At 65.3% G+C, this 12,358-nt stretch carries 10 protein-coding genes; 8 read left to right on the top strand and 2 right to left on the bottom strand.

Features of this window, described 5'->3' with window-relative positions; translation table 11 throughout:
• The 8 genes from tsaE (at position 1) to NKH06_RS24915 (ending at position 10,427) form a co-directional block, all read left to right on the top strand.
• Entirely contained in the window at positions 1 to 1,512 is a 1,512-nt protein-coding gene (gene tsaE / locus NKH06_RS24950; RefSeq protein WP_023810627.1) for a tRNA (adenosine(37)-N6)-threonylcarbamoyltransferase complex ATPase subunit type 1 TsaE, read from the top strand.
• Positions 1,509 to 2,237 carry a nucleotidyltransferase family protein gene (locus tag NKH06_RS24945; protein ID WP_023810626.1) on the top strand — a complete coding sequence of 243 codons (729 nt, stop codon included), beginning with the start codon at positions 1,509 to 1,511 and terminating at the stop codon, positions 2,235 to 2,237. The genes tsaE and NKH06_RS24945 overlap by 4 nt, the downstream gene beginning before the upstream one ends.
• Positions 2,234 to 5,368 carry a double-strand break repair protein AddB gene (gene addB / locus NKH06_RS24940; RefSeq protein WP_352773858.1) on the top strand — a complete coding sequence of 1,045 codons (3,135 nt, stop codon included), beginning with the start codon at positions 2,234 to 2,236 and terminating at the stop codon, positions 5,366 to 5,368. The genes NKH06_RS24945 and addB overlap by 4 nt, the downstream gene beginning before the upstream one ends.
• Complete coding sequence (gene addA, locus NKH06_RS24935) at positions 5,365 to 8,883, top strand: double-strand break repair helicase AddA (RefSeq protein WP_352440515.1); 3,519 nt, start codon at positions 5,365 to 5,367, stop codon at positions 8,881 to 8,883. Before addB ends, addA begins: the two co-directional genes overlap by 4 nt.
• A gap of 76 nt (positions 8,884 to 8,959) precedes the next feature.
• Positions 8,960 to 9,283 carry a thioredoxin gene (gene trxA, locus NKH06_RS24930; protein WP_352440514.1) on the top strand — a complete coding sequence of 108 codons (324 nt, stop codon included), beginning with the start codon at positions 8,960 to 8,962 and terminating at the stop codon, positions 9,281 to 9,283.
• Between the two features lie 132 nt (positions 9,284 to 9,415).
• The gene (locus tag NKH06_RS24925; RefSeq protein ID WP_023810622.1) at positions 9,416 to 9,697 is read left to right on the top strand and encodes a cupin domain-containing protein; all 282 of its coding nucleotides are present in this window, start codon (positions 9,416 to 9,418) and stop codon (positions 9,695 to 9,697) included.
• Between the two features lie 71 nt (positions 9,698 to 9,768).
• Complete coding sequence (locus NKH06_RS24920) at positions 9,769 to 10,017, top strand: plasmid stabilization protein (protein ID WP_352440513.1); 249 nt, start codon at positions 9,769 to 9,771, stop codon at positions 10,015 to 10,017.
• Positions 10,014 to 10,427 (top strand): type II toxin-antitoxin system VapC family toxin, encoded by a 414-nt coding sequence (locus NKH06_RS24915; protein WP_352440512.1) that lies wholly within the window; start codon positions 10,014 to 10,016, stop codon positions 10,425 to 10,427. Before NKH06_RS24920 ends, NKH06_RS24915 begins: the two co-directional genes overlap by 4 nt.
• A 138-nt stretch (positions 10,428 to 10,565) precedes the next feature.
• Here the strand turns inward: NKH06_RS24915 and NKH06_RS24910 are convergent, their stop codons facing one another.
• A complete protein-coding gene (locus tag NKH06_RS24910; RefSeq protein ID WP_352753072.1) occupies positions 10,566 to 10,985 on the bottom strand; it encodes a VOC family protein in 420 nt (139 codons plus the stop codon).
• A gap of 24 nt (positions 10,986 to 11,009) precedes the next feature.
• A complete protein-coding gene (locus NKH06_RS24905) occupies positions 11,010 to 12,335 on the bottom strand; it encodes a bifunctional folylpolyglutamate synthase/dihydrofolate synthase (protein ID WP_352440510.1) in 1,326 nt (441 codons plus the stop codon).
• Positions 12,336 to 12,358: the final 23 nt, after the last annotated feature.

Genomic DNA, 12,358 nt, shown 5'->3' with positions numbered 1-12,358 from the left:
ATGACCGGACTGGTGCTGGAGCGATTACTCGCCGACGAGACCCACACAGCGCGGCTGGGCGAAGATCTGGCGCTGTCGCTGCGCCCGGGCGACGTGATTGCCCTCAAGGGCGATCTGGGCGCCGGCAAGTCGACGCTGGCGCGGGCCTTGATCAGGACCCTGGCCGACGATGCCGGCCTCGACGTTCCGAGTCCGACCTTCACATTGGTGCAGAGCTACGACACCCGCATTCCGGTCCATCATTTCGATCTCTACCGCCTGTCCTCGGCGGACGAGCTCGATGAGCTTGGGTTCGACGAAGCCCTGGCGCAGGGTGCTGCTTTGGTCGAATGGCCGGAACGGGCGGAAGCCCATCTGCCGAAAACCACGATCCTGATAGAGCTCGTCCAGCATGGCGACGGCCGGCTGGCGCGATTGTCAGGGCAGGGTGATGCCTTCGATCGGGCGGCACGGTCGCTGGCCATGCGCGACTTTCTCGTGAACGCCGGCTGGGGGGAAGCGCAGCGCCGCCATTTCATCGGCGATGCCTCGGCCCGCTCCTATGAGATCGTTTCGCTGCCGGACCGAAAGCCGCAAGTGCTGATGAACTCACCACGGCTGGTGCTCGGCCCGCCGGTTCGCGACGGCAAGCCCTATGCAGAGATCGCGCACACCGCCCAGTCGGTCTCCGCCTTCGTAGCCATCGACCGCGCCTTGAAAGCGGGTGGGGTCAGCGTTCCGGAAATCCATGCCGAGGACCAGGAGCAGGGATTTTTGCTGCTCGAACATCTCGGTTCCGAGGGGTTTCTCGGCGGCGATGGCCAGCCGGTGGCCGAGCGCTACATGGCGGCGGCCGAGCTGCTGGCCATGATGCATGGCAGGACCTGGCCGCAGCGCCTGGAAACAGGACACGGCGGCTTCCACGATGTGCCGCCTTTCGACCGCGATGCCATGATGATCGAAGCCGATCTGCTGGTCGACTGGTATGTACCGGCGATATCGGGCGACCCGGCAAGTGACAGCTTGCGCGCCGGTTACCACAAGCAATGGAACGCGCTCCTCGACCGGCTGCAAGGCCGCGAGTACACGCTGATGCTGCGCGATTTCCATTCACCCAACATCATCTGGCGCGGTGATCGTTCCGGCCATGACCGGCTGGGCATCGTCGATTTCCAGGATGCGCTGATCGGCCCGTCCGCCTATGACGTCGCTTCGCTTGCCATGGACGCTCGTGTTACGATGTCGCCCGAGCTCGAGAGAGCGGCGCTCGACGCCTATGTCGCCGCGCGCCACGCAGCCGGTGCTTTCGACGAAGCAAGCTTCCTCGAAACCTACGCCGTCATGGCGGCGCAGCGGAATTCCAAGATCCTCGGCATCTTCGTCCGTCTCGAAAAGCGCGACGGCAAGCCCTATTATCTGAAACACCTGCCGCGCATCCGCGATTATCTGCGCCGGGCCTTGTCTCATCCGGCGCTGGCAAGCCTGCGCGAGTTCTACGACGCCCACGGTTTGCTGGAGGAGCGAGCGCTGTGACAGCAGGACCCGACACCGCCATCGTACTCGCAGCCGGGCTTGGCAAACGCATGCGGCCGATTACCGACACCATCCCCAAGCCGCTGGTCAGGATAGCCGGCAAGACGTTGCTCGACTGGAGCCTCGACAGCCTGGCCGCCGCCGGCGTCGGCAAGGCGGTCGTCAACGTCCACTACTTTCCCGAACAGATCGTCGCCCATGTCACTGCCCGCCGCGCGCCAAACATCGTCATTTCCGACGAGAGCGAACAACTGCTCGATTCCGCCGGCGGCATCGTCAAGGCGTTGCGGGAACTGGGCGATCAGCCCTTCTACATCCTCAACGCCGACACGTTCTGGATCGATGACGGTCCTCTCAATCTCCAGCGCCTCGCCCTTGCATGGGACGCGGCGAAAATGGATATTCTGCTGATGCTGGCGGATCTCCAACAGGCGACCGGACACTGCGGCAGCACCGATTTCCTGGTGGCGCCGGATGGCGGCTTGCGGCGTTCGAAAGGCGACCCGGCGGGGCTGATCTATGCCGGGGCGGCGATCGTCCATCCGCGCCTGTTCGAGGGTGCACCGGCCGGGCCGCACTCGCTCAACGCCTATTTCGATTCCGCCATCGCGGCCGGCCGCCTGTTCGGCATGCCCATGCATGGCCACTGGATCACCGTCGGCACGCCCGATGCCGTACCGCTCGCGGAAGCGGCGGTCGCCGGTGCGCTCATCGAGTCGCAATGAGCGGCTCCAGCCGCGTTTTCTCGATCCCGCCCGGAGCGCCGTTTCTGCCGACGCTTGCCGAGGCGCTGCTTGCCGGCCGTCTTGTCCCGGGGTTTCGGTTTGACGGCGACCCGCTCGCTTTGGCCGATGTCACCATCTATGTGCCGACACGCCGTGCTGCGCGCGCTCTGCGGGGTGTCTTCGTCGACAGCCTGGCGGCACGCGGCGGCGGCGGCTCGGCGATCCTGCCGGTCATCCGGCCACTGGGCGAGTTCGACGAGGATGAGGCCGCATTCGAGACGGAGGCATCGGCGGCCATCGATCTCGCGCCGCCGATTTCGGCAACCGAACGCCTGTTGCTGCTGACGCCGCTGGTTCGGGCCTGGAAACGCCGGCTGCCGGCGCATGTCGCCGCCCTTTTTGCCGAGGAGATCGTCATCCCGGCTTCCACCGCCGACGCAATCTGGCTGGCGCGCGATCTCGCCCGGCTGATGGACGAGATCGAGACGGAAGGCACCGACTGGGCCAAGCTCACAGATCTGGTGACCGGCAATCTTGCCGGATGGTGGCAGGTGACGCTCGAATTCCTCGGCATCGTCACCGAAGCCTGGCCGAAATTCCTCGCGGAAAGCGACCGCTCCAATCCGGCCGCGCATCGCAGTGCGCTGATCCGCGCCGAGGCGGCGCGGCTGCTGCGCAATCCGCCCGCCGGCCCCGTTATCGCCGCGGGCTCGACCGGCTCGATACCCGCCACGGCCGAACTGCTTGCCGCCATCGCCGGCCTGCCCGGCGGCGCCATCGTGCTGCCCGGCCTCGACCGTACGCTGGACGAAGCGTCGTTCCAGGCAATCGCCGCGCCAGGCGCGCGTCCAGCCGTGCTCGGCCACCCGCAATATGGCCTGGCCAGATTGATCGCCAAGGTCGGCGGGCTGCGCGGTGACGTCGACGAGCTCGGCGTGGCCGAGCCGCGTCTGGCGCTCCGCGCCGCTCTTGTCGGCGAAGCGCTGCGGCCGGCCGAGACCACCGAACTCTGGGCCGAGACACGTGCGGGCTTCCCGGCCTCCGATATGGCCGGCGCCTTCGCCGGGGTGACCTTGCTCGAAGCTGCAAGCGAACGTGATGAAGCCGTCGCCATCGCCGTCGCGCTCAAGCGCGCGGTTGAACAGCCCGGCCAAAGGGCGGCTCTCGTCACCGGCGACCGCGCGCTGGCGCGGCGCGTCTCGATCGAGCTCCAGCGCTTCGGCGTCGCGGCCGACGATTCCGGTGGCACGCCGCTCGCCAACACCCCCGCGGCCAGCCTGCTCAGGCTGGCGCTCGAGGCATTATTCAGGCCAGGCGATCCGGTCGGCCTGCTGTCGCTGCTCAAGCATCCGCTGCTTGGCCTTGGCCTCGAACGGGCCGATGTGCGCCACGCGGCGGAACTGGTCGAGCTGGTGGCGCTGCGCGGCGGCACCGGCCGCCCCGACATCGTTTCGCTGCCGGAACTGTTTGAGGCCCGCCTCACCGGCCTGGGCGGCGGCAGCCGGCAGCCCTTCTGGTTTTCCCGGCTGACCGTGCGCTCCATCGAAACCGCCCGGAATTTGCTTGAACGTCTCAAGCAGGCGCTGGCGCCGCTCGCAGCCTTCCGCGGCCGGGACGATGCCGACCTTGCCGCGCTTGTCAGGGCCAGTGTCGCCATCCTCGAAAATCTCGGCCGCACCGTCGATGGCGGCCTTGCCGAACTCTATGCCGGTGACGCCGGCGAGAAGCTTGCCGAACTGCTGCGCGGGCTGGTCGCGGCTTCGGCTTCGCTATCCTTCGCGGCGACCGAGTGGCCCGATATCATGGCGGCGCTGATCGCGCCTGAAACGGTCAAGCCGGCACACGGCACCGACCGGAACATCGCCATCTGGGGCGCGCTGGAAGCGCGCTTGCAGACCGTCGATACGCTGGTCATCGGCGGGCTCAACGAGGGCGTGTGGCCGCGCAAGCCAGAGAGCGACCGCTTCATGTCGCGGCTGATGAAGACCGGCATCGACCTCGAACCGCCGGAACGGCGCATCGGCCTTGCCGCGCATGATTTCCAGATGGCCATGGGGGCTGGGAAGGTCGTGCTGTCCCGCTCGGCGCGTGCCGGCGACGCACCCGCCGTGCCATCACGCTGGCTGCAGCGGCTGTTGACCTTCATCGGCAACGATCAGGCAGCAGAGTTGCGCCGGCGTGGCGACGAACTGCTCGCCTGGGCGCGCGCGCTGGATACAGGCCCAAGGCAGGATTTCGCGCCACGGCCGCAGCCGAAGCCGCCCTTGTCGGTGCGCCCGACGCATTTCTCGGTCACCGAGATCGAGACCCTGCGCCGTGACCCCTACGCCGTCTATGCAAGACGCATCCTCGGCCTGATGCCGCTCGGTCCGGTCATTCGCGATCCTGGTGCGGCCGAGCGCGGCACGCTGTTTCACGCCATCCTGCACCTGTTCTCAGGCAGCGTCGCCGATCCGCGCGCGCCCGATGCGCTTGCCGGCCTTATCGCCGCCGGTCACGCCTGCTTTGCCGAAGCCGCCCTTCCTGCCGATGTCGAGGCGGTGTGGTGGCCACGTTTCGAGAAACTCGCCGCAAACATCATCGAGTGGGAGCGCACGCGCGCCGATGCGGTGACAAGGCGCCATGCCGAGGAGCGCGCCGGAAAGACCGTCGTCGGCCAGTCCGGCGTGACGCTGTCCGGCTACGCCGACCGCGTCGATCTGCTGGCCGGCGGCATGGCCGACATACTGGATTACAAGACGGGGTCCTCGCCGTCCAAGGCGCAGGCGCACACACTGCTTGCGCCGCAACTGGCGTTGGAGGGCGCGCTGCTCAGGCGCGGCGCCTTCAAGGATCTGGGCGCGCGCGAGCCCTCTCAACTGGCCTTCATCAGGCTGAAGCCGAATGGCGAGGTGTTCGAGGAATCCATCCTCGAACACAATCGCCAGCCGCGGACCGCGACCGATCTTGCCGAAGAGGCCTGGGCGCGGCTGGAAAAGCTGTTGATCCACTATGCCGATCCTGCGACGGGTTATCTGTCGCGCGCGCTGCCGTTCCGCGAAGGCGAGACCGATGGCGACTACGACCATCTTGCCCGCGTGCTCGAATGGTCGGCAGGCGGCGATGCCGGTGACGAGGGAGGGGAGGCATGAAAAAGGCCTATCCGATCCCCAGCGACACCGCGACCAGCCAGGCCCGCGCCGCCGATCCCGGCAATTCCGCCTGGGTGTCGGCGAATGCCGGATCCGGCAAGACCCATGTGCTGGCCCAGCGCGTCATCCGGCTGCTGCTGCGCGGCACCGATCCGTCAAAGATACTGTGCCTGACCTATACGCGTGCCGCCGCCGCCAACATGTCGAACCGGGTGTTCTCGACGCTGTCGGAGTGGACGACGCTTGGTGACGCGGACCTTGCGGCAAAGGTCGAGGCGCTGGAGGGCCGCCGGCCCGATCTCGAGACCATGCGCCGGGCGCGGCGCCTGTTTGCTGAGGCGCTTGAAACGCCTGGCGGGCTGAAGATCCAGACCATCCACGCCTTCTGCGAATCGGTGCTGCACCAGTTCCCGCTGGAAGCCAATATCCCGGCCCATTTCGAGATGCTCGACGGCCAGATGGAGGCATCGCTTTTTGCCGCGGCGCGCCGCGAGATGATTTCGGGCACATCCGCCGGTGACAGGGATCTGGCCGAGGCTTTTGCCGCCATTCTCGATCGGGGCGGCGAAGCCGGGCTAGACGCCTTGCTGGGTGAGATCGTGCGCAAGCGCGACGGCTTGCGCAATTTCATCGACGCCGTCGGGCGTGACGGCACGCGCTTCCAGGCCCTGTTCGACGAATTCCATTTCCACCCAGGCCAGACGGCCGAGGGCATAGCCGCTTCGGTATGGCCGTTGCCGGGTTTCCTGCCCGACTATTTTGCCGGCTTCGCCCACGCAGCCGAGGCCACCGACGCCAGATCGGTGCTGAACAACATCTTGCCCTATGCGCGGCAGGCTTTCGCCGAGGGCGATCCCATTCGGCGCCTGCAACTGCTCGCGCGAGCCTTCCTCAAGACGGATGGCGACGCCTACGACCCGGCAAAGGCCTTCAAGAAGGCCCTGGTCGACCGGCTGCCGGATCTGGCGGAGCGCTATCTCTCGGCCGCCAACGCCATCGTCGAAACCACCGACCGGCTGGCCCTGTTCCGGATGCTGGAGGGCACAGCTGCCGCGCTGACCATCGCCGACTGGCTGATCGCCCGCTACGAAATGCTGAAGCGCAGCCGCGGCTTTCTCGATTTCAACGACCTGATCACCCGCACCGTCAACCTGCTGGCGCGACCAGACGCCGGCCCCTGGGTGCAGTACAAGCTCGACCAAGGCATCGACCATATCCTGCTCGACGAGGCGCAGGACACCAGTCCGGACCAATGGGAAGTGGTGAAACGGCTGGCGGAAGAATTCTTTGCCGGCTTTGGCGCGCGCGACAGGGTCCATCGCACGGTCTTCGCCGTCGGCGACGAGAAGCAGTCGATCTATTCGTTCCAGGGTGCCGCCCCGGACTCCTTCGCCGACAGCCGGCTGTTGTTCGCGGGACGAGTGCGCGACGCAAAGGCGTCCTTTGCCGACCTCAAGCTGACCTGGTCGTTCCGCTCGACCGACGATGTTCTGACCGCGGTCGACCGCGTCTTTGCCGACGCGAGCGTGCGGCGCGGCATCAGCCATGATCCCGATCCGCTGCGCCACCAGGCGATCCGCACCGACGCACCGGGCTATGTCGAGGTGTGGCCGTCAGTCGGCGCCGATGTCGTCGATGAGCCCGACGACTGGACGCAAGCCATCGACCATGCGCACGCGCCGGCGGTGCGCGTGGCCGAGAACGTCGCCGCCACCATAGCCGGCTGGATCGGCACCGGTGAGATCATCGAGGGTCGCGGCAAGCGGCTGCGGCCGGGCGATGTCCTGGTGCTGGTGCGCAAGCGCGATCGCTTCGTCCATGCGCTGACCCGCGCACTCAAACGCCGCGACATTCCGGTCGCCGGCGCCGACCGGCTGAGCCTGCCCGGGCACATCGCGGTCAAGGACCTGATTGCGCTCGGTCACCTCCTCATCCAGCCGCAGGACGACCTGTCGCTCGCCGCGGTGCTGCGCAGCCCGATCTTCGATCTGCCGGAAGAGACGCTTTTCACGCTCGCCGCGCAGAGGCCGGCTGGCCTGTCGTTGATCGCATCGCTGCGCCAGCACGCCGGCGAAAGCGAGAGAATGGCGAAGATCGTCGCTCAGGTCGACATCTGGACGAACGAGGCCGCCTTCAAACCGGTGTTCGAGTTTTACGCTTGCCTGCTGGCGCGCGATGGCGTGCGCCGCAAGATGATCGCGCGGCTTGGGCCCGAAGCCGGCGACATTCTCGACGAGTTCCTGAGCTTCTGCCTTGCCGAGGAGCGGACCGGCCTGCCGGGGCTGGAAGCCTTCCTGTCGACGCTGGAAAACGCCGGTCCCGAGATCAAGCGGGAGATGGACCAGACCCGCGACGAGGTCCGGGTCATGACCGTGCACGCTGCCAAGGGGCTGGAAGCGCCGGTCGTGTTCCTGGTCGATGGCGGTTCCGCCCCGTTCAGCGACCAGCATTTGCCGCGCCTGATGCCCTTCGACGGCTCCGGCGCGAACTGGGACGGCAAGGGCTATCTCTGGCGCTCGGCCAGCGACGTCGCCAACGGCTTTTCCAAAGCAGCGGCAGCGCGGGCACGGGAACTCGCCGACGACGAATACCGCCGGCTGCTCTATGTCGGCATGACCCGTGCCGAGGACCGGCTGATCGTCTGCGGCTATCACGGCAAGCGGGCGCCGAACGCCGGCACCTGGCACTCGATCGTCAGCCGCGCGCTGATCGGCGCGCCGGAAAGCGAACAGCGTGCGCATCCCGCCGGCGGCGAGCCGGTGCATCGTTTCCATGTCACCAAGCTGCCGCCGGTCGCACAGGCTTCCAGCGAGCAGGCGCGGCGGACGGATGCTTTCGGACCTTTGCCGGCGACTTTGTTCCGGCCCTTGCCGCCCTTCGAGGATCTGCCGCGTCCGCTGTCGCCATCCGGTGTCTCGGCGCTGATAGACGAAGGCAAGGAAGCTGTGGTCGACAAGACGTCTCCGGTGCTGGACGCCGATGCCGAGCCGGGCTTTGCCGTGCTGCGGGGGCTTGCCCTGCACAAACTGCTGCAGATGTTGCCCGGCATTGCGGAGCCTGACCGCTCGGACGCCGCCGAGCGCTATCTCGCACGAACGGGTGCTGATTGGCCTCCGTCAGAGCGTAAAAAGGCCCTGGCGTCGGTCACGTCAATCCTTGCCGATCCCGGCTTCGGTCAGCTGTTTGCACCGTCGTCGCGCGCCGAGGTCGCGATCATGGGCAGCCTGGAGGTCAAGGGCAAGAAGCGCTCGATTTCCGGCAAGATCGACCGGCTGGCGGTGACATCGGACAGTGTGTCGATCGTCGACTACAAGACCAATCGGCCGGCGCCCGGCTCTCTGGCCGAGGTTACGCCGGCCTATGTCCTGCAGCTCGCGCTCTATCGCGCCTTGCTGCAACCGCTCTATCCCGGCCGCATGGTCAAGGCGGCCTTGCTGTTCACCGAGGCGCCACGGCTGATCGAACTGCCGGCCAGCGCCATGGACGACGCTCTTGCTCGACTCACGCGAGCGTGACACAACACCTGCTTGAAGAAGGGCGCGATCGCCACCACATTTGGTGGTACAAAAACTTTCAAAAGGATTTTTCCATATGGCAACCGTGAAGGTCGACAAGAGCAACTTCCAGGCTGACGTGCTTGACGCCAGCGTACCGGTCGTCGTCGATTTCTGGGCGGAATGGTGCGGCCCCTGCAAGCAGATCGCTCCGGCGCTCGAAGACATCGCCACCGAACTCGGCGCCAAGGTCAAGATCGCCAAGCTGAACATCGACGAGAATCCCGAGCTTGCCGCCCAGTTCGGCGTGCGCTCGATCCCGACGCTGATGATCTTCAAGGGCGGCGAAATGGCCGACATGAAGGTCGGTGCGGCGCCGAAGACCGCGCTGTCGCACTGGATCAATGGCAACCTCGCCTGACCTATCTGAAATTCCTGATATCAAGCCCGGCCTCGCGCCGGGCTTTTTGTTGGCGTCATTGGTAACAGGCTCTGGCCCTCACATCCGGGCAATCCATGTCTTCTGTTGGCAGCGCAAGCAGGGAGAAATGATATGACCGGATCCGCCAAGGCCACCGTCTTCATCGACAATGAGCGCGTCATCGTCACCGAATACCGCTTCCAGCCCGGCGACAATACTGGCTGGCATCGCCATGGCCATGACTATGTCGTGGTGCCGCTGATGGACGGCAAGGTGAAGCTGGTGACCAAGGATGGCGAGAACTTCGCCGAGATGAAGAAGGGCGCACCCTATTTCCGCAAGGAAGGCGTCGAGCACGACGTGATCAGCGCCAATGAGGGTGAATACGCCTTCATCGAGATCGAGCTGAAGTGATGGCGTGCCATCATCTGCCATCTTGATGGCAGGGGCAGGAAAGGCTATATCTTTTCAAAAGGGAGTTTGAAATGGCCGAACCCCAGCTTTCCGTCCGCAGCGCAAAAGCACGTGATCTTGCGCATCGACTCGCTCGTCGCGAAAACCGCTCAATAGCTGATATCGTCGAACGCGCGCTTGAATCCTATGAGATTCGCGAGGCCGGGCGAGAACCGGCATCCGCCTTCTACTCCCGCCTGACGGCAAGCGTTGGCGTCGACATCGATCTGGAAAAAATCATCCGGGAAAACCGCAAGGTCCATACAGGGCCGGAGCTTTGATTTTCGTCGACACCAATGTGATTTCTGAGAGCCTTGGAAAGGCGCCTGACGCGGCTGTCATGGCTTGGCTGGTTCGCAACGATACCGAACTGGCGCTTCCCACGGTGGCGATTGCCGAAATCGCTTTCGGTATCCAAAAGATACGACCTGACGAGCGTGCCGATCGCCTGGAGCAAGGTCTCTCCCAATGGCGCCATCGCTTTGCCGGTCGCATTTTTGGGCTGACGGAGGAGGCGGCTCTGGCTTATGGCGAGATTATGGGAACGGCGACGCGCAAGGGCCGGGGCATGTCGGCACCCGATGGCATGATTGCAGCGATAGCGCGCGTGAATGGCGGTCGGCTGGCAACGCGTAACCTGAACGACTTCGGCCCGGCCAACCTCGAGCTGATCTCACCTTGGGATTTCTAATGCATGTCGCCCAAAAGTGATCTCTGTTTTGGGAAGACGACATGCATAAAAACAATGGCCTAAAGCGGGTCACCTGAATCCGTTCAGACGCGACACGCGTTAGGGCGTTTCACCGTTTCACGGAAAAGGAGGAATGCTCTACCAATCGGCGATGCGGTCGCCGCCGGCGAACTGTGCGCTTTTGCCGGTGTATTCGAACAGCTCGATCTTCACGCCGTTGGGATCGCGGATCCACGCCTGGAAAGTGTCGTCGCAGGCGTGCTTCTTGGCCGTGACGTCGATGCCCTTCGATTTGATGTGATCGATCGCAGCATCGATGTTTTCCACCTCGAGGCAGAAATGGTTGATCTGGTTCTGCTCGGTGTAGGCCGTGCCGTCCTTCTGGAACACCTCGATGTGGCTGCGCCCGCCGCAATTGAGGTAGAACCCGAAAATGTTGCCGTCGCGCAGGAAATTGAACTGCGTATCCAGGCCCAGCACGTCGCGATAGAAGCTTCGCGTTGCCTCCAGGTCATGCGCGAAGATGCAGACGTGAGCGAGCTGCTTGACCTTGATCATGACGGGTTCCTCGCAACTCCGACCTCAGGTCGGCGGAGTGCCGTTCTCGGCCAGCACCGCGCCGGTCAGATACAACGAACCGCTGATCAGGATGCGTGGCGCCGGGCCGTCCCAGGTGTCGCGCAGCAGCATCAGCGCGCTGGCGACGGAACTCACCGGCTCGGCGGTCAGCCCGGCTTCCGTCGCGCGGATCGCCAGTTCGTCATTAGGCACGCCGGCCTCGCTGAGGCTCACCGGCACCGTGTAGACATGCCGGGCGAGGCCCTTGAAGGCACGGAAATAGCCGCTCTGGTCCTTGGTGTTGATCATGCCCGAGATGAGGAACAGCGGACGCGGGTTCTTCTCTTCCTGCTCGGCCAACGCTTCGGCAACCACCACGCCGGCGCCCGGATTGTGGCCACCGTCGAGCCAGATGTCGGCGCCCTTGGGTGCCAGTTCGGCCAGCCGGCCCTGCATCAGCTTCTGCATGCGGCCGGGCCAGGCGACATTGATCATCGCCTTTTCGGCGGCGCGATGGCTGATCTCGAAACCGGCCGCCTTGACCGCGGCGATCGCCGCCGCCGCATTGGCGAACTGGTGGCGTCCGGGCAGCCTGGGCGGCGGCAGGTCCATCAAGCCGTCTTCGTCCTGGTAGACCATGCGGCCGTTTTCCTCGAAGGCAAGGAAATCCTGGCCGTAGACGAAGGTGGGGCATTCAAGCCGCTCGGCGGTTTCGATCAGCACCTGCAGCGCCGTCTCGCTCTCCTGCGCGCCGATGACCACCGGACAGCCGGGCTTGATGATGCCGGCCTTTTCGGCCGCGATCAGTTCGACACGGTCGCCGAGATAGGCCTCGTGGTCGAGCGACACCGGCATGATCACCGACACGGCGGGCTCCTTGACGACATTGGTCGCGTCGAAGCGGCCGCCGAGCCCGACCTCGATGATGGCGGCGTCGGCCTGGTGTTCGGAAAACAAGAGGAAGGTGACTGCGGTGAGAATCTCGAAGACGGTGATCTTCTCGCCCTCATTAGCCCTGGCGGCACGGGCAATAGCATCGGCGAAAACCCTGTCTTCGACCAGCCTGCCGCCGCCATCGGCGGCCAGCCGGTAACGCTCATGCCAGTTGACCAGATGCGGCGAGGTATGGACATGGACGCGGTAGTCCGCGGCCTCGAGCAGGGCGCGCGAAAAGGCGGCGCACGAGCCTTTGCCGTTGGTGCCGGCGATGTGGATGACCGGGGGCAGCCGATCCTGCGGATTGTCAAGCCGCTCCAGCAGCCGCGAAATGCGGTCGAGCGAAAGGTCGAAGCCTTTCGGATGAAGTGCCATCAGGGCTTCGATTTCGCGGTCGGCGGCAAGCGTCGTCATGGGTAGAATCCTAGCGCATGAGC

Source organism: Mesorhizobium sp. M1342 (assembly GCF_040317955.1).
Lineage (GTDB): Bacteria > Pseudomonadota > Alphaproteobacteria > Rhizobiales > Rhizobiaceae > Mesorhizobium.
The sequence above is the reverse complement of the archived record's forward strand: the minus strand, read 5'-3'. Positions and strand labels throughout refer to the sequence as shown.